Genomic DNA, 20026 nt, shown 5'->3' with positions numbered 1-20026 from the left:
CAGAGGGCTATCTGGTTAGCCTAACCCTCGGAGCCAATTCATGACCGCTCTACCAAATATGACCGAAGAAAAGGCCAGGCCAAAAACAAAGCTCGACGCGGATTGGTGGCGTGGGGCGGTGATCTACCAGATTTATCCGCGCTCATTTCAGGATCAGAACGGTGATGGCATTGGCGATTTGGCTGGGATTACCAGTCGGCTGGAATATGTGGCCGATCTGGGCGTCGATGCCATCTGGCTGTCGCCGGTTTTTACCTCGCCGATGAAGGATTTTGGCTACGACGTTTCCAATTATCGCGACATTGATCCCAGCTTTGGTACGCTCGAGGATTTTGATCATCTGGTGCACAAGGCCCATGCCCTTGGGCTCAAGGTGATCATCGATCAGGTGATATCGCATTCATCCGACAAACATGCCTGGTTTGCCGAAAGCCGCCAGTCGCGCACAAATGCCCGCGCCGATTGGTATGTCTGGGCCGATCCGCAGCCCGACGGTACCCCGCCCAATAATTGGCTCTCGATATTTGGTGGTTCGTCCTGGACCTGGGACAGCCGACGCATGCAATATTACATGCACAACTTTCTGGTGTCCCAGCCCGATCTTAATTTTCATAACCCAGAGGTTCAGGACGCCGTATTGGGTGAAATGCGCTTCTGGCTGGAGCGTGGTGTAGATGGCTTCCGACTCGATACCGTCAATTTCTACTTCTGCTCGTTGGCGCTGGAAAACAACCCGGTCGTCAAACCCGAGGATTTCAACGCCTCGACCGCGCCCGCTGTTAACCCCTACAATTTTCAGGAACATCTTTACGATAAATCGCGCCCCGAAAATCTGAAATTCCTTGAACGGGTCCGCGCGCTGATGGACCAGTATCCGGGCACTACGACCGTAGGTGAAATCGGCGACAGCCAGCACCAGCTTGAAATCATGGCCCAATATACCTCGGGCGATGATCATCTGCACATGGCCTATACCTTCGATTATCTCGGCGGCGATTTTTCTGCAGAGCACTTTCGCGATTCCATTGCCGCAACCGAGACCAGGGCCCCTGACGGTTGGATTTGCCTGGCCTTTTCCAATCATGATGTGGTTCGTCATGTCAGCCGCTGGGCCATTCATGGGCAGGAAGCTGCCTTCACCCGACTTACCGCCTCTCTATTGCTGAGCATGCGCGGCTCGGTCTGTCTTTATCAGGGCGAAGAGCTTGGCTTGACGGAAGCGCAACTGGCCTTTGAGGATCTGGTTGATCCCTATGGCATCGAATTCTGGCCTGAATTCAAGGGTCGCGACGGCGCGCGCACACCGATGGTTTGGCAGGCCCATGCCCACCTCGGCGGCTTTTCAACTGCCGCCCGTTCCTGGTTGCCGGTTCCCGCCGATCACATGACACGCGCGGTCGACCAGCAGGAGCTGGCCAACGATAGCATTTTGGCGTTCTATCGCGCCAATCTGGCCTTCCGCAAAAATAACCCGGCCCTCTCAAAGGGGACCATCGCTCTTGTGGACGCCCCGGAAACCGTTCTGGCGTTCACCCGCCAGCACGATGATCAAACGCTGCTGTGCGTGTTCAATATGGATGCAACACCGGCTACGTTTGCCGTGCCCGCCAACATGACTTTGCTCGATATCGACGCGCCAGGCGTCACCGCCGCGCCTTCGAATGGGCAAATTACGTTGGGACCGTTGGACTTCTATATCGGCAAGCTTGGCTAAACCAGTTCGGGCAGCCGCGCCTCGACCAATTCCCGGGTCAGGGCATGTTGGGGAGCGGCGAACAATTGGTTCGGCTCTCCCGTTTCCACAATCTTGCCCGCATCCATCACCATGACACGGTCCGCTATCGCCCGCACCATATCAAGGTCGTGGCTGATAATTAGGTAGGTCAGACCAAACTCAGCCTGCAATTGGGCTAGCAGCGCCAACACATCGGCCCGCACCGACATGTCGAGCGCCGAAACCGGCTCGTCGAGAACCACAAGTTTTGGTCGGGTCACCAGCGCCCGGGCAATAGCTAGCCGCTGGCGCTGTCCACCCGAAAACGCGTGCGGATGCCGCCCCATCATCTGCGGATCCAGACCAACGGCCTGAACCGCTTCGATCAGGCGGGTGTTCTGCTGGTCCAGGCTCAGCCCTTGTTCCAGCCGCAACGGTTCAGCCAGCGATTGTCCGATCGTCAGGTGTGGGTCAAAGCTGCCAAAGGGATCCTGAAATACCAGGGACACATCACGACGCAACCCGGTGGGTAGGTCTCTGCCATGGTAGGTCTGCCCCGACAGTGCCATTTGCCCCCCGCTGGCATTATCCAGCCCCACGATCATACGGGCCAATGTGCTCTTGCCACAGCCCGACGGGCCAACCAACGCAACGGATTCAGCCTGTCCGATACTGAAGCAGACACTATCGACCGCGCGCAGCGGCTTTTTGCGCCCAAACAACAGCCCGCCCTGACGATAATCACGCGTCAAACCGCGTACTTCTAGCAGAGTCTCCCCAATCGGTTGGCGATCCCGCAGGGGCGTTTTGAACTCAGCCGCCGCCACCAATAGCTTGGTATAGGCCTCGCGCGGCTCGCCAAACACGGTGCGGGTCTTGCCCACTTCCACAAACCGGCCATCATGCATGACCGCCACGCGTGAACACAGCGCTGCAACCGATTTGAGATCGTGGCTGATGAACAGCAGAGCCATCTTGCGACGCGTACAGAGCTCGGCAATCAGGTCCAGCACCAGACGCTGAGTGATCAGATCGAGCGCCGATGTGGGCTCGTCGGCGATCAGAATGTCCGGTTGGCTCGCCAGCGCCATGGCAATCATCGCTCGCTGCCGCTGTCCGCCGGACAATTGATGCGGAAAGCGCTGGGCGTGTCGATTTTCCAGTCCCACTTCCCCCAACAACAGAGGCAGTTCGATATGTTCGACCCCGCCGATGTCGCTCAGCCGGATCGCCTCGCCAATCTGTTCGCCAATCGGCATCAGCGGATTGAGCGCCGTCATTGGCTCCTGAAACACAATGCCGATCCGCTTGCCCCGAAGTCGCGCCATGGCGCGCTCATCGGAGGGTATGGGGTTGTCGTCAATACGGATCGCGCCGGCCATGACAGCGCTTTCTGGCAATAGGCCCGTGATCGCGAGCGCAGTCAGCGTTTTGCCCGATCCGCTCTCCCCGATAATGCCAAATCGTTCGCCGCGTTCCAGCGTCAGACTGACGTCGGCTACCGCCGTGTGGTCACCAAACCGCACGGCAAGGTTTTGCACCTCAAGAAGCGACACCAGTGCCTCCTTGCTGTTTGAGGCGTGGATCGATGGCGTCCCGCAGTCCGTCCCCGGCCAGATTGAGCGCCACCACGATAATCACGATGGCCAGCCCAGGCACCAGACTCAGGGATGGATGCAACAGGAACAGACTTTGTGCGTCGCGCAGAAGCAGCCCAAGGCTTGTGGCCGGCGGTTGCGTGCCTAGCCCAATGTAGGACAGTCCCGCTTCAGCAAGAATGCCCAATGACAGCTGGATGGTTCCCTGAACAATGATCAGACTGGCGATGTTAGGTAGCAGATGACGAAAGGCGATGGCCCAGTTGCCCAGTCCCGCCAGCCGTGCAGCCGCCACAAAATCCAGCGTTTTGATGCTCAGCGCCCCGCCACGCGCCACCCGCGCAAAAACCGGTATATTGAATATTCCAATGGCCAGAATAGCATTGATCGCGCTCGGCCCGAACAATGTCGTAATCAATATGGCGACGATAATGGCCGGGAATGCAAAAACAAAATCGGAAAGCCGCAACACGGCCCATTCCACCACCCCGCCCCAGGCGGCAGCCGCCAGTCCCAAGGGCACGCCAACCCCGGCGCCAATCCCCACGGCCAGCGCCGCAACGACAAAACTGGTCAATGTCCCCGACATGATAAGTGAAACCATGTCACGCCCCAGATTGTCGGTGCCGAACCAATGGTTAAGGCTTGGCCCGAGAAACCGGCGACCAATATCGATGTCCGCAATCGCGTATGGCGTCCAGACCAGCGACACCAGCGCCAAGACGGCAAATAGACCCGACGCCGTTAAGCCCAATACCAGGCTGGGATGACGCAACGCCCCTCTCATCGCTGCTCTCCCTCGCGCAACCGCGGATCGACCAGCGCATACAATAGGTCAATCACCAACATGGTCGCCGTTACCGCGACGATCAGCACGATCGTTGCCCCGCGCACCAGGATCAGATCGCGCTGAGAAATCGCGGTAAAGATCAGTCGCCCAAGTCCGGGCAGATAGAACACATTTTCAACAATGATCGTGCCCGCCACCAGATAGGCAAATTGCAGACCCAATACTGTCAAGACCGGCAGCAGGGCATTGCGCACGCCATGCCGCCATACGGCTTCTCCCATGGTCATGCCCTTGGCCCGCGCCGTGCGAATAAAGTCCTGTCCCTGTACGTCGACCAGTGCCGTGCGCATCACCCGCGCCAGGATCGAGGCTTGTGGCAGCGCCAGGGCAAGACTGGGCAATACCAGTGCCCGCATGGCGGCTGCCGGGTCCTCGCTCCAGGAGGTAAAGCCGCCCGGCGGTAACCACCGCAGCGTCACCGCAAACAACAGTGCCAGCAACATGCCGAACCAGAAATTGGGGATCGCAATCCCCGTTTGCGCCAAGACCATTATGCCGGTATCAAGCAATTTTCCCCGCCGCCGCGCCGCCAGGATGCCAAGCGGCAATCCCACCACGATGGCAATGGCCATGGCCAGTATCGCCAGCGGCATCGTCACCCACAGCCGCTCGCCAATCAGGTCGGCAACCGGTGCGTTTTGCGTATAGGACTGGCCAAAATCGCCTTGCAGCATGCCCCATATCCAAATGAACAGCCGCTGCCAGGCAGGAGCATCAAGGCCCAGTTGGGCCCGCAGTTGTGCAACATTTTCGGGGGTTGCATTGATGCCTAAAATAAACTGGGCCGGATCACCCGGCAGCAGATCAAGTAGGAAAAAGATGACCGCCGCTGCCAGCAACAGCGTAACGGCAAAACCCAGAAGGCGCCGCAGGACAAACAGGGTCATCCGCGGCGCCGATGTTTTAGATACCCGAGTTGTTCAACCGCAACACGCTGCGTTGCAATTGAACAATCCTTTTGGGGCCGGGAATGGGCTATCTCAATCCACCCAATGCACGTCTTTGAGGACCACGCCTTCGATAGGCGCATTTTGCCATTGACCTTCGATCTTGGCATTCCAAACCCCGATCTGCGGCAATTCGAACAAATAGCCATTGACCGCATCCTGCGCGAGGATCGTTTGGGCTTCAATGGCCAATACCTTGCGCTTCACCTCATCCGTCGTTCCATTGAGCGTTTCGATCAATGCCTGGAAATCTGGATTATCATAGCCAAAATAATAGTTCGGATTGGCGTAATTTCCAATGTCGAAGGGCTCGACGTGACTGACAATAGTCAGATCGAAATCGTGGTTGGCGTAAACATCTTCCAGCCACTGCGCCCACTCCACATTGATCAATTCAAGCTTGATCCCGATCGCGGCGAATTGGCTGGCAATAATCTGACCGCCGATGCGCGCATAGGCAACCGGTGGCAATTTCAGCGTCGCGCTGAACCCGTCCGGATAGCCCGCTTCAGCCAACAACGCCTTTGAAAGCTCTGGGTCATAGGGATAAGTATTGGTTAAATCGACATAATAGGGGTGATGTGGCGCAAAATGGCTGCCAATCGGCACGCCATACCCATAGGTAACCCCATCAATCAGCGCCTTGCGATCAATGGCATGTGCCATTGCCTGCCGCACTTTGAGATTATCGAACGGCGGCTTCTTGTTGTTGGTCGACAGCAGGGTTTCGCCCTCTGTGGTACCGACCAGGATCTTGAAACGCGGATCAGCCTTGAACACATCAAGCGCTTCAGCCGAGAAATTGTTGGTGCCATCAATGTCACCGGCCAACAGCGCATTGGTCATCGCGGCAGTATCGCTGATGAACACATAGGTTGCCTTGCTGAGTGCGGCTTTTTTGCCCCAATAGGGCTCATAGCGCTCAAGAACAACGCGGCTACCCTTGTCCCAGCGTACAAAGCTGAATGGTCCAGTGCCAATTGGATCGGTAGCATTGTTGGCCGAGCTTTCAGGCGCTACGATCACCGCATCGCCGCGGCCAATATCAAACAGGAACTGACCGCTCGGCTTGGCCAGCTTGATCTCGACTGTCAGCGGATCGACCACCGTGACGCTTTCGATATCGGCAAAAAATTCCTTATGGGCATTGAGACTGTCAGGTGCCTTGATCCGGTCAAAACTATATTTGACATCGTCGGCATCAAAACTGGTGCCGTCGTGAAAGGTCACATCTGCCTGCAGCTTGAATGTATAGGTCAGGCCATCGGCCGAAATCGTCCAGGACTCAGCCAGATCGGGCTGGACTGCGCCGTTTTGGTCGATCTGTGTCAGTCCTTCAAACACGTTCTGATAAACCACGATATCAATGGCTTCAGCGGCGCCAGCCGTTGGGTCGAGCACAGGCGGCTCCAACGCCACGCCGATGCGGATTTCGCTGGGTGCGGCGTACACCACGCCTGCCAAACCAAGCACCAGCGCCATGGCCAGTCCCGCGACCCTAATCGTTTTGCCCATTAGATCGTCTCCAATTTTAGCGGGGTCTCCGCTAAAAATATGTCGACGCATGTGGCGTCGACTCCCGCGCAAAATTATATGGCACACTTACTAACATGGCAGCAGGCGAGGGGGTTATACTTTCCTACGATTGCCGATCTGGGTAGCAAGAATTACCGGAATCAGCCCCGCCAGCACAATAAATAACGCCGGCATCGCGGCTTCGGCAAAAAGACTGACACTGGCGCTGGAATAAACCACGGTCGCCAGCGTATCGACACCAAGCGGCCGCAATAATAGCGTAGCGGGCAGCTCCTTGACAATTTCCACAAAAACCAGCGTTGCAGCGGTCAGGATCGCGGGGGTCAATGTCGGCAGATCGACCCGGAGCAGCAGCCCCAGCCCGCGTTCACCCAGCACCCGTCCCGCATCCAGCATGGAATTGCCACGCTTGCGCATCGCCGCATCAAGCGTTGAATGGCTGACGGCCAGAAATCGGATGGCATAAACATAGACCAGCGCTGCCATTGATCCTGAAAGGATCAGCCCGGGCCGCCAGCCCGCCAGCGCCATTGTCAGTCGATTGAACCACAAATCGGCCTGACCCAGCGGCTGCAACAGTCCCAGCGCCAATACTGTTCCCGGTATCGCATAACCCAATGTCGCCAGCCGAATGGCACCCTTGGCCGCACCGTTGGCGCGCCCGCTGGTTTGGCGGGCGGCAAAAAAGCCGATCACCACGGTCACCAACGCGCCCGCAAACGCCAGCGTTACCGTTGGCACCAGCGCGGTAAACGTCAGGGTAAAGCTGTCCGGCGTTAGTCGCCGAAGCGCCAGATAGATCAGATCACCGACCGGCAGCAAAAAGCCCATTGCCAACAGCAATCCACAATAGCCCAACGCCGCGAGCGCCCGTCCGCCATTTAGTCGCGTTCGTATTGGCGGCACCCGACTATCGCGATTGGCCAGATATACCCGGTGTCTGCGCGCATGCTGTTCGGCCAGAATCAACAGCCCGATTACCAGCACCACCGTTACCGCCAACTGCGCAGCACCACCAAAATCGGAGCGGTTGATCCAGGTTGAATAGATAATGGCCGTGATCGAATTGACCCCGAAATACTGCACGGCGCCCAGATCGTTGACCACTTCCATCATCGCCAGCGTCATACCCACGACAATCGGCGGCCGTGAAAGCGGCAGTGTCACGGTCAAGAATGTGCGCCAGCCACTGGCGCCCAACGTGCGCGCCGCAATGTTCAGCGAGCCCGACTGCATCAGAAAAAACGCCCGGCATGCAGCGTAAACATAAGGATAGAGCACCGCCGACAGGACGATGACAGCGCCCCAGTTGCTGCGAATGTCGGGGAACCAATAGTCCTTGAGCGAACTCGCCCCGGTCACATGCCGCACAAATTGCTGTATTGGCCCCACAAAGCCGAAAATCTCGACGTAGGTGTAGGCGGCCAGATACGTCGGTACTGCCAACGGCAGGATCAGCGCCCAGTCGAATATGCGCCGCAGTGGAAATTCATAATGGGTCACCAGCCAGGCAGCGATCAACCCGGTTGTTCCCGTCACTAAGCCAACGCTGACCATCAGTGTGACGGTTTCGCTCAGCGCCAGCGGCAACATGGTGGCCGCCAAACCATTGCTGCCGCTCGCCACGGCCCCTGCGGCACCATAGAGCAGCCACAAGATCGGCAGCCCCATCAGCCCCAATAGTAATAACGGTGCAACCGGCAAGGAAAATTTCCTGCCGGTTGCGTTCGTTTTTGCGGTGCTCAATGGCGCCGTTATGGTCGTGATCCTATCACTGGCGCACGCTAGTTCTGAGCGCCCTGATTGAACTTGAGTTCATCCACAAGGGCGGCTGCTTCTCCCCGATGCGCGGCAATTTCGACCAGTGAAATGGGGGAAGGATTGAGCTTGCCCCACGATTGTACCAGCGGGGCAGGGTTCACGCCCGGCACCACAGGATACTCGTAGTTGGTGTCGGCATAAATCGCCTGCGCTTCATCAGAAAGCAGGAATTCGATCAGCTTGTTGGCGTTTTCAGTGTTGGGCGCGTATTTGGCGATGAATGCACCCGCTACATTGACCTGTGTCCCGTCGCTATCAACATCGGGATAGATGATCCGCGCCGAATTGGCCCAGTTTTTCTGCTCAGGTTCGGCCGTATTGTTGAGCATGACGCCCATATAATAGGTGTTGGCAATCGCCAGATCGCAGGTGCCGTCCAGAATATTCTTGACCTGTTCACGATCCGCACCGTTGGGCGGATAGGCCAGATTATCGCGCACTTTAGTCAGCCATTCGCGCGTTTCATCGAGCCCGACGGCGGCGATACGCTGGGCGATCAGACCGATATTGTAGGCATGCTCGCCCGGACGGGTGCACAGGCGGCCCTTCCATTCGGGCTTGGCGATATCGTCATAGGTCAGCGCGGTCGCATCGACGCGATCCTTCGAGACATAAAATACCCGCGCCCGCAGCGACAGCGCCGTCCAGTCGCCATCGACATCGCGATAGGCTTCGGGCACGCGTGCGGTCAGGGCAGGGGCGGTGATAGGCTGGGTAATCCCCATTTCCTTGGCACCGACCAGATTGCCGATATCAACCGTCACCACCACATCGGCGGGCGACAGTTCGCCCTCGGCCCGAACGCGTTCCAATAGACCATCGCTGGCGTAAAGCACATTGGGTTTGATGCCGGTTTCTACAGTAAACTTGTCGAGCAGCGGCTGCAACAGGCTCTGCTGGCGGAAGCTGTAAATGTTGACTTCACCATTCTGCGCCAGCGCTGGTGTGGACAGGGTGGCTGTCATAATGGCCCCTGCCATCATCACTACCATGCCGATGTTCTTGCTCATTTCAGCCTCCGCGTCTCATGCATCGCCAAGTCTGGCGTTCGACGGGGTTCTGCGGTAGCATCGCTAAAATGTCAATAAGCCAAGCAAAAACAATGTGTTACAGTTTGGAATGGTTCAAAAAACCACGACGATTGCAAAGCAGTTTCAGGCGTTTAGCTGATTGTAATTGTCGCCTTTTCGTCTGCGACAAATCGGCATCGTTCAACTTTGAGCCGGATAGTCCACCAAATCAGCCGGGATCAGCAGTGAAAACAACATGCCTTGCGCGCCAGCCGGATCGACTTTGAGCGAGAAAGCATTGACCGCCAGCAGGGATCGCGTCAATGCCAGACCAACGCTGGAGCGAACCGGGGCCAGCGCTTCCCCGTCGCGCCCGACTCCATCACGAAACACAACGAACCGCTCGCCCATGTCGGCGGCGGCGCTCGAGCTGTCCCGGACATGGATGGCGATGGCACCATCATCCTCGATCTTGGCCGAAATCACCACCGCGCCGCCCAGCGGGGTCTGATCAATTGCACTGGCCAAAAGGTTCAACACCGCCTGAGCCAACGAAGCACGGTCCGCCGTGATCCGGGGCAGTTTTTCCGAAATAGCGCTGCGCACAATAACCCGGGCCGCGCCTGCCTGCTGGCGGACTCGTTGCACGCAACTTTCCAAAAGCGCCAGCAGATCGATGCTGGCGCGCTGCGGTAAATATCGCCCATCTTTGAGCCGGACATAATCGTCCAGCTCGTCAACCAGCGCCGCGATTTCCAGACCGGCAACGCGAATATCGGTTGCATAGTCTTCATAGCGGTCATTCTGCAGGGCGCCAAACACTTCGGACCGAATCAGGTCGGAAAATCCGATGATCGTATTCAGCGGCCGCCGGACACCGCGACTGATCCGCGATAGAAGTGCAGGCTCCGGCTCGCCTGAAATGCTGGCCCCCGGAGCGGGCAGGGCCGCTTGCTCCGCGCTGCGATGCACAAAGCCAAAATAGCCGCTGACAATGCCTGCTTGGCCTTGTGCAAAGACCAACAGATCAACGCCCGAGGTTTCCCCCGCCACCGCCACGCAGGGACGGGCCGTCTCGGCAAAACGCGCTGGTCGTTCCAAAAATGCCTGAAACTCCGCGATTTCGCTCGGTGCAATCAGGCTGGTCAGCGCTCGTCCCGCCATTTCTTCGGCCGACTTGCCGAAAAGCGTACTGGCCTTGGCATTGACGCTTGAAACAATACCGGCGCGATTGGTCTCGAAATAGCCATCGCTGCGGGCCTCGGCAAAGGCTTCGGCAAAGGCGCGCACGGCCGCTTCGTGACCGGTTCTGACCTCGGTCGCACTGGCCGACAACATCAGTGCCGGGCGCCCCTGCCAGGAAATGGATTGCAGCCGTGCTGTCACCGGCACTAATGAGCCGTCCCGCTGCACCAGATGGTTGACTGGCCCCGCGCTGTGCCCGCCAGGTCCGGCGGCGGGAAATATCGCAGCCAGCCCTGCCGCGCGCAGGCGTTCCACCGAATCGTAGCCCGTCATTTCGGTAATGGCGCGATTGGCAAACAGCACCTGCTGATCGCGGAAAACCAATATGCCCAGTGGCAAGCGATTGAGCACCAGCGTCTCGCCACCAAGATTGATCAGTGCCCCAGAGGACGTCGTTGCGGGGGTGGTGACGATATCCGATACAATAGGTTCGACTTTGCCCGACACGTCTGGAGCAGTCTCGCCCACGCGATCATTGAGAATGCGAGACAACTCATCAAAGTTGTAGCGCGACACTCGTTCCACTGCGTCAGTGTCAGCAACACGGGGTTTGCTCTTGACGATTGGCTCCGAAACACTCTCGACCTCGGTCGGCTCAGTTCCCTCAATTCCGTCAAGGCGTTCAAGTTCGGAGATATCCATTTCGGCCGCCGTCATCGCGCCGACGGGCTCAACGTCGAGGTCAGCCGCCGCCATATCCTCGGCCTGCTCGGCAAATTCAGATGCCTCAGATTCGGCGATTTCGGGCAGTAAGCCGCCTTCATTGTCCAGCCGGTTCAAGGCTTCCGGGTCGACCTGCGTGTGCCCATCGCTACCCTCGGCCTCGGCTGAAGGTTCAGTTGCGCCCGAAACTTCGGCATCGGCACTATCAAATGAGGCCGCGGGCTCATCCGAATCCGCGACCTTGCTCGTAAAACCGCGCCCGGTAACCCGAAACAATGTCGGCACCGGGGTGGCCTCTTTTGCAGACGCTTCGCTCTCTACCGTGCCCTGGCTGTCATCCTCAGCTTCAGTCGCTTCGCGTTTCGCCCACCGATCAACCAGCCCCCCAAGACCCGCCCGCTCGTGCACGGCCTGCGGCGCATCAACCGACGGTTGCGTTGGGGGGGCATCGTGCGCAGTCTGGGATTCGGCCGCTAAATCCTCAGCTCTATCAACAACCGTCGTCGTTACGTCGTCCGATTTCAGACCATCCAGAAATACAGGCGCAATCGGGTCCACGCCCACAATCAATACAGCGGTCTGGTCATCGCCCCATTTCAACGGTGTGCAGGCGCAGGTGTGCGAAGCCGGTTTTTCGCCTGCCAGAAACTGCACCCGCGACAGGCTGGATCGCCCGATCGAGCCCAGCCGGATGATACGCGCAACCTGACCCTTTATAGGCACCGCAGGCGCGGCCAGCTTGATGCCATGTTTTTTAGCTTTGGCCAGAAAATAGGTTGCCGCCCCATTTGCCCACAATAGCGACTGCCCATCGTGTGACCACAGCCAGGCCGGTCGCGTGTCTGCACTGTGTTGCAAAACGCGACGTCCGGTCGGCGATGTCATCCAGTCGGCGTTCATAACCAAGCTTTTCCGGGCCCTTGGTCCACCCATCTGTCCCACTCCGGGACATTTTGGCGGAAACCTTAAGCTTTCTTCAATATAGTGCACACGCGGACCGGTCCATAGATTCAGCCCAAACCAAGCGGTACAAACCTTTGGCATGGTTAAGCTTCAAAGCCTTATGAACCGTCACCAGCGGCAAAAGAGTGCCATTTTGAGTGCCTGAAAATCGGGTCTTGTCATCGCGCCAATCTCGACCTATGTTCCGCCCGCTTTCGGGTGCTTTGCGCCCCGCCAAGGCACGTGCCGCCTTAGCTCAGTTGGTTAGAGCGCTAGATTGTGGATCTAGAGGTCCTCGGTTCGATCCCGAGAGGTGGTACCATTCAAAATCTCAGAAACTGTAGACGTTTCAAGGCGCTGGCGATCGACTGATTGCGGCAGACGGTCATTTTGGCCGCACTTCAAAGCTTCCACCTGAGGGTTGCTATTCTCTCACAAGCAGCATATCGTTGTATGTACTCGAGCACATACTCAAATCACCGCGCCGAGACGCAACTAACCGCCGCAAGCCTTGAACACCTAGAGGGGAACGTCTGCACATGACGACCGGGCCAAATCTGCTGTTCATATTTTCTGACCAACATGCCGCTCGCGTCGCTGGTTGTTATGGCAGCACGATCGCAGAAACCGCCAATCTGGACAAATTGGCGGCTCGAGGTGTTGTTTTTGACAATGCCTACTGCCCATCGCCACTGTGCACACCCTCGCGCATGTCGATGATGACCGCGCGTCATCCATTTCGGAACAAGGTCTGGGGAAATGCCGACATTCTGCATTCCGGTTTGCCGACGTTCGCCCATGCGTTGGGCGCTGCTGGATTGAACCCGTTACTGGTTGGACGCCTTCATTCAGTGGGGCCGGATCAATTGCTTGGATATGCCCGGCGCGAGATCGGCGATCATCACCCTAATTGGGCCGGCGTTGCGCGGGTCGATATGGGCCCGCTTGAGGGCACAGCCTCGCCGGACCGTCGCAGTCTGACCCAATCGGGCATTGGTTTAAGCGCTTACGAGGTCAAGGACGGCGACGTTGTTGCCAAGGCAGTCGAAACCCTGGACGAAATTGCCGCTGACCTTGAAACAGGCAAAGTCGGTCGTTTCGCGATGACGGTCGGCTTAATGTTGCCCCATGCGCCATTCGTTGCCCAGCAAGCAGACTTTGACCGCTTTGCCGACAAGATCGATTTAGCAACGAGCAGGCAGCCAAGCGAGGGGGCTGAGCATGCATGGTTGGCGCAATGGCGCCAATATCGCGATATTCAGGATGTGAGTGAAGCCGAGGAGCGGCGCGCGCGAACCGCCTACCACGCCCTGGTATTCTCGATGGACCGAATGATCGGCCAGGTGCTCGATCGACTTGACGAGCTTGGTCTGTCTGAGAACACGCTGGTTGTTTACGCTTCAGACCATGGCGAGCAGATTGGTGAGCATGGGCTTTGGTGGAAGCACACTTTTTATGAGGACTCCGTCAAAGTGCCGATGATCATGGCATGGCCCGGGCAATTGCCTGAAGGCGAACGGCGCGATCAGGTCGTCAACCTGATTGATCTCAGCGCGACAATGCTCGACGCCATGGACGCTCCACCACTGGGCAATAGCGACGGCGTCAGCTTCCTTGGCATGGCCAAAGACGCGACTGCCCCATGGCGCAATCTGACATTTTCGGAATACTGTCAGGGATCAAAAATCGACTGGGGCGTGCCCGGAACCACCCTTAACCGGATGGTTCGCGATGAGCGCTACAAGCTCAATTACTATCACCGCTTGCCATCCCAATTATTCGATCTTGTCGCGGATCCGTGCGAGACCAACGATTTGGCGTCAGATCCTCGTTATGCGGCAATTCGTCTACAACTCGAGCGGGAGGTGCTCAAAGGCTGGGACCCAGTCGCCATCGAAGCTGAAATCGAGCAGAATATCGCCGACAAGACCCTTCTTAAAAACTGGGCCGATAAAGTCGGGCCACCGAGCAATCATGTTTGGACAATGCGACCCCATCACAATCGTCTCGATAGCAAGGCCACCGCGCAGGAGGTTTCAACCTGATGCAACGTCGTCCCGAGTTGCGCGGCCACTTATTTCTGCCCTGTTGGCGCGGATCCAGCGTTCGACGCCCATGAGATGATTGTAGGATTCGACCATGGCGCCTTGCGGATCCTGTCGCTCGATGGCCTCAAGTATGAGCGCGTGCTCGCGAAGTCGGGTCGCACTGGAGGCATCTTCGCTGCGGCCGCGCCAGATACGGGCACGAACTGTTGGGCTCGACACTGTCTTGAGCAGCGAACTGAGCACCTGGTTGCCCGCCAGCGCCGCAATCTTGGCGTGAAAGGCAATGTCGAGCGCCATATTGCCCTCGCCCCCCGCCGTTTCGACGCTGGCGGCATGAATGTCATGCAATTCGTCCAGATCGTCTTGCGTGCGGATCGCCGCTGCGGTCATCGCCGCCTGCGTCTCGAGCACTCGTCGCACTTCCAAAAATTGCAATACCGAATCCACCCCCGCAATATCGACGGCAAAGCTTAGGCTTTCCAACATTTCATGGGGTTCAAGACTCGATACATATGTGCCGTCGCCTTGGCGCGATACCAGGATTTGCATAGCGCTAAGAGCTCGCACCGCTTCGCGCATTGAATTGCGCGATAGCCCCAGCTGCGCGGCAAATACATCTTCATTGGGCAACTTGTCGCCGGGGCGCAATTCCCCCGCAATGATCATGTCCTTGACCGCCTGAATGACCTGTGCCGATTTCGCGTTGCTCATTACTGCCAACTGTAATTGTCTGCAGACCTGACTTCAGGACGCAGGTTGAGATTGTCCATTTCACGATCAAGCTAGTCAGAACCACAACGAGTGTCAGCCTTAAAATCTGGAGCACGTGGACGCCGTCGGAGATCACAGGCCAGAGTCGGGGAACTTGACCTTGTCACCTTGACGCTTTGTGGCGCTCCCGTCTAAGCCTTTGTTACGAGTAGCCAACCGCTTGCACCTGGTGCGCCAAAAGGAAACAAGGATCACGTCATGAACAATTATGATTTCCAGGGTAGGCGCGCTGTCGTGACCGGCGGGGCCAACGGAATCGGCGCGGAAGTAACGGCCCGCCTGGTGGCCTCTGGCGCCAAGGTTGCCATCTGGGACATGGATATTTCCGCGCCCGAAGCCCGGATCGCGGCTTTGGAATCAGCAAACTGCCTTTCTATCCAGACCGACGTCAGCGACCTCGAAAGCGTTGCCAATGCATTTGCCCAAACCGAGGCCCAGCTAGGCGGCGTCGACATTTTGATCAATTGCGCCGGCATCGCCGGCCCTACCAGCACATTGGCCGAATATCCCGTCGACATATGGCGCAAGATCCAGGCGGTCAATCTCGACGGGACCTTCCATTGCTGCAAGGTGGTTACCCCGGCAATGATGGCGCGCAATTACGGCCGCATCGTCAACGTGGCCTCAATCGCGGGTAAGGAGGGCAACCCCAACGCCTCGGCCTATTCCGCCTCCAAGGCCGCCGTGATCGCGTTGACGAAATCTTTGGGCAAGGAGCTTGCCGCACACGACATCGCTGTCAATTGCGTTACCCCCGCGACCGCAAAGACGCGCATTCTGGATCAGGTGAGCCAGGAGTTCATCGACTATATGCTGTCAAAAATTCCCCGCGGCCGTTTCGTAACGGTTGAGGAGATTGCCCATATGATCCTGTGGATGGCGTCGGCCGACAATTCCTTTACCACTGGCGCGGTCTTTGACCTTTCGGGCGGGCGCGCGACCTACTAGGCCGCGCACTGGATTTCCGGGCCGTCTATTGTGCCAGCCGCAGGGCAGCCAACTGCTGTGCAATCGTTCTGAACACGCTGTTGAGTTCTGATGGCGAGCTAGGGAAATAGGCCTGACCGGGATCGCTGGCGCACCCGGTCAACATCGCCCTGACGTTGGTGGGATTGCTGGTGTTGTCAGTCGCCAGACCGATCACATAGACATTGATCCCCGCGGCCTTGGCATTGGCGCAGGTCTGGGATGTGCGCGTGTTCATCTCGGATTCCAATTGACCATCCGACCAGTTGATGGCGCCCAGCCGGTCGATATCGCTACCATAAGAGCTGGCGCTATTGTTCGAGTTATACGGATACCCATAAGACATGTAGATCGAAGATCCGTTGAGATCGCCCGACTTGTAATGGGTGTTCTCCCCGTCCGTCATCATGATCATGACTTTGGAAACGGCTTCTGCATAGGCAGCCCCCTCGGCGAACGGCTCACCCGGTGAAAGGGCTCGGAAGCCCCATGCAGTCCCTTCGTGAATGTTGGTAGCGCCAAAGGCAACCATGGCATTGATGGAGGAGTGCACTGAAGCAGGATTGTTGGTCAGCGGCAGGATCGGCGCCGTGCTGCAATAGGAGTTTGGCCCCATGCTGCCGCTCGAATAGCTGATCGCGCCCTCGTATTTGCACATCCGCTCCTGATATTCCCGATCGCTCAAGCCCGTCGGAATATAACCATTTACGCAAACCTGAGTCTTTGCGAATGTACGATTATTGCCGCCGCCCGATACATAGGCCCAGACGCTCGGCCCCCACGAACGGCAATCGCAGGATGGCGGGTACGCACCGACATATTTTCCCCCAGCCGTCGTATTCTGCGGTCCGGTGAAAACGTAGCTCGAGCTGTTCACATCGCAGTTTCCGTTGCTGTGGCTCGAATTGCATCTTGTATAAACCTCGACTCTAGTACAACTGGCGCCGCCATCTGCTGGGCGATCACATGAGGGAGGGGAGTCCTGAGTATAATTGTTGCCGCCGCCCAATCCGCTCGTCCGCTCGGAAATGTCGGGCGCAAAGTACGGCACAAACATTGAAGCAGGCAAAGCCGTTGTGGCAGGGGTGTCGTCGGTATCGAGAAACCCTGTCGCCCCCCCGTAGCAATGTGTGGGCGCGTCTCTACGCATCCTTGCCAACTCTCGTTGGTGATCGAATTATAGAGCGCCAGCCGGTTCACATTACCGATGAAGGCCGTGGTTTCATTGTCATCATTGTCAAAATTGTCATTGGAAATTGGGGAAACGCCAGTGGTGTCGATCCAACTGGCACTGCTGTTGGACGGCCCCACATTTACAGTGGATGTGAAGGGCACCACACTCATTTTGACCTGCGTTGATTTGCTGGCACCCGTAACAGGATTACACGACGAGGTGTTATCGACGTTGTTGTCATAGAAAATAATGTTGGTGGCGCAGTTGGCGGCTTGCTTTAAGTAGGTCAAACGGCTTGAGCTGCCCATCGAGCCGGAATTGTCCAGCACCATGGCAATTTCCAGCTTCACTTTTTTGCGGGTCGCCTCAGAAAGTATGCGCGCCCGCATGTTGTCGACGCCAACAAGCCGAACGAAAATCGTCGGCATGCTCATTTCCGCCGTCAGCGTCAGTGAGCCATCAGCAATGTTGACGGTTATCCCGTCGACTGTGGCAGTTACGTTGGCGTCGTTGATGCGGTTCAGCATCAATGCCTGTGCCTTGGCCTTGATCCCGTCTTCATCCAGTGGCGCCACAAAAATCTGCTTTTGCAGGGCCAGCGTTGCCGCATCCAGCGCCACCTGTGCCCGGCCGCGGGTCTGCTCCATGGAAACGAAATCGACCACTGCACCCGATAGCGCAATCAAAACGACCGCGGCCAGTCCGAATATAACGGCAAAAACGCCCCGTTCGTCTGAGCGGAACCGTTTGATAACGCTGATCAGTCTAGTCATTTCGCCAACATTTCCCCGTCGATCTGCTTCACGCAGTCCCACAGATAATGCGCTTGATTCGTTATCAAAGCACAACCACTCGGGAGTTCAGTTTTACGCGATTGAATAAGTCAATAACATCCATGTTAGTCATGCGAATACAGCCTGACGATACATTCAGACCAATGCTCCAGGGCTCTGTAGTGCCGTGAATACGGTATAGCGTCGAACCGATATAAAGCGCGCGCGCCCCCAACGGATTGTCTGGGCCCCCCGCCATATGCCGGGGCAGGTCGGGGCGCCGCTTCAGCATTTCTGGCGGCGGCGTCCAGCCGGGCCATTCGGCCTTGCGAGTGATCTGGTGCGTTCCGCCCCATTCAAAGCCCGATTTTGCAACGCCGATGCCATAGCGCAACGCCCGTCCATCCCCCAGAACGAAATAGAGATAATGTTCGCGTGTATTGACGACGATGGTGCCGCTACGCTCGCGTGTTGGATAGCGCACTACCTGACGAAGAAATTGTGGCGCAATGTGATAGTCGGCCCGAAGGGCCAGGGCATTGGTCGGCGTGCTATTGGTAATGGTCATACCCGGCGGTGGCACAAACCGAAATCCGCGCGCCGCTGCCGGACCGACGCTCAGCGCAATGCCCAGCGCCAGCGCAAGAATGCCCCTGCCGATATTAAAATTGCTGCCCATTGTGGCCCCCATCATTTGCGGCCGACCGCAAAGTTTCGGGTCGACCATATGTTGGGCCAATGATGGCGACAAAATCTGCAATTAGGCGTGAACCGGCATGGTTAAGCCATCGCTGGCCCGAATGGTAAAGGCAGCCCTAACCTACAGAAATATCTCGTCGGCCGTCTCTGCATCGTCTCTGGGAATTGGCGTCAGTACCCGGTTCATCGCCATGCCTAACTGCTCGGCGGTAAAGGGTTTGACCAATATTGCATCGACCCCGATCTCGCGCGCCCGCACAATATTTTCGCGGCTCGCATAGGCCGTCATCAGGATCACTGGCGTTGTGCTGGCAGGGCCAAATCTCGTGTCCCGCAGCACGTGCAACACACCCGCCCCACTGACGTCGGGCATATACCAGTCCATCAACATCACATCGTAACGCTTGGACAGAAGCGCCAGAATGGCTTCGGCCCCGCCCATTGCCTCATCAACATCGGTGACCCCGAGTTTGCCGAAATTGAGGCTGGCAATGGCCCGCGCATAAGCGTTATCGTCAACCACCAGTGCCTTGATTTTTCCAGGTATCTGCATTTCCCTCGCCAGAATCCCGACTGACGGGCGTCCCATTAGCCTATCGTATTCAGGTAACCAGAGCCTTATCATGCCAACTGCACCAATCAGTCTGACAAACGACCAGAAGCCCCGTTGCGTCTGGCCCGGTGCCGATGCGTTTTATCTGGAATATCACGATATTGAATGGGGTCGGCCCGTCACCGACGATACCAGGCTATTTGAAAAGATTTGCCTTGAAGGATTTCAGGCCGGGCTTTCCTGGATCACCATTCTGCGCAAGCGAGAGCGTTTCCGTGAGGTTTTTTACGGATTTGATATCCCCCGTGTTGCCGCCATGACCGATGTCGATGTTGATCGCCTGTTGGCCGATCCGGGCATCATTCGCCACCGCGGCAAAATTCTTGCCACCATCAATAATGCCGCTCGCGCTCTTGAAATCCAGGCCGAGTTTGGCTCGCTCGCGGCCTATTTCTGGTCGTTCGAACCCAAGTCTGAAGCGCGTCCGCAAACCATCAGCCATGCCGACGTTCTGGCCATGCCACACACCGAGGCTTCGCGAGCCCTTTCAAAGGACCTGCGCAAGCGCGGTTTCAAATTTGTCGGCCCCACAACCTGCTACGCCTTCATGCAGGCGATGGGGCTGGTCAACGATCATATCGAAGGTTGCTTTTGCCGCCACGAAGTTGAATGGGAACGTGGACAGCTGCGACGGCCCGTCAAATAGCTGTGGCTTT

General features: G+C 57.4%; 16 protein-coding genes and 1 tRNA gene. 5 read left to right on the top strand and 12 right to left on the bottom strand.

The window, feature by feature from the left end; genetic code table 11:
• Nucleotides 1-40 precede the first annotated feature (40 nt).
• Nucleotides 41-1714 (top strand): beta-galactosidase BglA, encoded by a 1674-nt coding sequence (gene bglA, locus PSQ90_RS04050; RefSeq protein ID WP_282212157.1) that lies wholly within the window; start codon nt 41-43, stop codon nt 1712-1714.
• On the opposite strand, the gene PSQ90_RS04045 is transcribed toward bglA, so the two are convergent.
• From PSQ90_RS04045 to PSQ90_RS04015, 7 genes are all read right to left on the bottom strand, one after another.
• Nucleotides 1711-3270, bottom strand: coding sequence for a dipeptide ABC transporter ATP-binding protein (locus PSQ90_RS04045; protein ID WP_282212156.1), 1560 nt, complete (start codon nt 3268-3270; stop codon nt 1711-1713). The genes bglA and PSQ90_RS04045 overlap by 4 nt on opposite strands.
• On the bottom strand, nt 3257-4099 hold the full coding sequence (locus PSQ90_RS04040) for an ABC transporter permease (RefSeq protein ID WP_282212155.1): 843 nt from the start codon (nt 4097-4099) through the stop codon (nt 3257-3259). The genes PSQ90_RS04045 and PSQ90_RS04040 overlap by 14 nt, the downstream gene beginning before the upstream one ends.
• On the bottom strand, nt 4096-5049 hold the full coding sequence (locus PSQ90_RS04035; protein WP_282212154.1) for an ABC transporter permease: 954 nt from the start codon (nt 5047-5049) through the stop codon (nt 4096-4098). Before PSQ90_RS04035 ends, PSQ90_RS04040 begins: the two co-directional genes overlap by 4 nt.
• A 93-nt stretch (nt 5050-5142) precedes the next feature.
• Nucleotides 5143-6624: an ABC transporter substrate-binding protein gene (locus PSQ90_RS04030; protein WP_282212153.1), complete on the bottom strand. Its 1482-nt coding sequence runs from the start codon at nt 6622-6624 to the stop codon at nt 5143-5145.
• 114 nt (nt 6625-6738) lie between these two features.
• Nucleotides 6739-8349 carry an ABC transporter permease gene (locus PSQ90_RS04025; protein WP_282212152.1) on the bottom strand — a complete coding sequence of 537 codons (1611 nt, stop codon included), beginning with the start codon at nt 8347-8349 and terminating at the stop codon, nt 6739-6741.
• An 80-nt stretch (nt 8350-8429) separates the two neighbouring features.
• Nucleotides 8430-9476, bottom strand: coding sequence for an extracellular solute-binding protein (locus PSQ90_RS04020; protein WP_282212151.1), 1047 nt, complete (start codon nt 9474-9476; stop codon nt 8430-8432).
• 201 nt (nt 9477-9677) lie between these two features.
• Nucleotides 9678-12284: a sensor histidine kinase gene (locus PSQ90_RS04015; protein WP_282212150.1), complete on the bottom strand. Its 2607-nt coding sequence runs from the start codon at nt 12282-12284 to the stop codon at nt 9678-9680.
• 287 nt (nt 12285-12571) lie between these two features.
• Here PSQ90_RS04015 and PSQ90_RS04010 point away from each other — a divergent pair.
• Nucleotides 12572-12648, top strand: a tRNA-His gene (locus tag PSQ90_RS04010).
• 217 nt (nt 12649-12865) lie between these two features.
• Nucleotides 12866-14371 (top strand): sulfatase-like hydrolase/transferase, encoded by a 1506-nt coding sequence (locus PSQ90_RS04005; RefSeq protein WP_282212149.1) that lies wholly within the window; start codon nt 12866-12868, stop codon nt 14369-14371.
• Here PSQ90_RS04005 and PSQ90_RS04000 read toward each other — a convergent pair.
• Nucleotides 14363-15085, bottom strand: coding sequence for a FadR/GntR family transcriptional regulator (locus PSQ90_RS04000; RefSeq protein ID WP_282212148.1), 723 nt, complete (start codon nt 15083-15085; stop codon nt 14363-14365). The two genes, PSQ90_RS04005 and PSQ90_RS04000, sit on opposite strands and share 9 nt — an antisense overlap.
• Nucleotides 15086-15343: 258 nt before the next feature.
• Between PSQ90_RS04000 and PSQ90_RS03995 the strand changes: the two genes are divergently transcribed.
• Nucleotides 15344-16093: an SDR family NAD(P)-dependent oxidoreductase gene (locus PSQ90_RS03995; protein WP_282212147.1), complete on the top strand. Its 750-nt coding sequence runs from the start codon at nt 15344-15346 to the stop codon at nt 16091-16093.
• 25 nt (nt 16094-16118) lie between these two features.
• Here the strand turns inward: PSQ90_RS03995 and PSQ90_RS03990 are convergent, their stop codons facing one another.
• The 4 genes from PSQ90_RS03990 to PSQ90_RS03975 form a co-directional block, all read right to left on the bottom strand.
• A complete protein-coding gene (locus PSQ90_RS03990) occupies nt 16119-16988 on the bottom strand; it encodes a vWA domain-containing protein (RefSeq protein WP_282212146.1) in 870 nt (289 codons plus the stop codon).
• Nucleotides 16985-18058: a TadE/TadG family type IV pilus assembly protein gene (locus tag PSQ90_RS03985; protein ID WP_282212145.1), complete on the bottom strand. Its 1074-nt coding sequence runs from the start codon at nt 18056-18058 to the stop codon at nt 16985-16987. The genes PSQ90_RS03990 and PSQ90_RS03985 overlap by 4 nt, the downstream gene beginning before the upstream one ends.
• 64 nt (nt 18059-18122) lie before the next feature.
• Nucleotides 18123-18737 (bottom strand): L,D-transpeptidase, encoded by a 615-nt coding sequence (locus PSQ90_RS03980; protein ID WP_407648160.1) that lies wholly within the window; start codon nt 18735-18737, stop codon nt 18123-18125.
• A gap of 141 nt (nt 18738-18878) precedes the next feature.
• Nucleotides 18879-19310 (bottom strand): response regulator, encoded by a 432-nt coding sequence (locus PSQ90_RS03975; protein WP_282212143.1) that lies wholly within the window; start codon nt 19308-19310, stop codon nt 18879-18881.
• Between the two features lie 70 nt (nt 19311-19380).
• On the opposite strand from PSQ90_RS03975, the gene PSQ90_RS03970 reads away from it, so the two are divergent.
• Entirely contained in the window at nt 19381-20016 is a 636-nt protein-coding gene (locus tag PSQ90_RS03970; protein ID WP_282212142.1) for a DNA-3-methyladenine glycosylase I, read from the top strand.
• Nucleotides 20017-20026: the final 10 nt, after the last annotated feature.

The organism is Devosia rhodophyticola, assembly GCF_028816475.1.
Taxonomy (GTDB): Bacteria; Pseudomonadota; Alphaproteobacteria; order Rhizobiales; family Devosiaceae; genus Devosia; species Devosia rhodophyticola.
The sequence above is the reverse complement of the archived record's forward strand: the minus strand, read 5'-3'. Positions and strand labels throughout refer to the sequence as shown.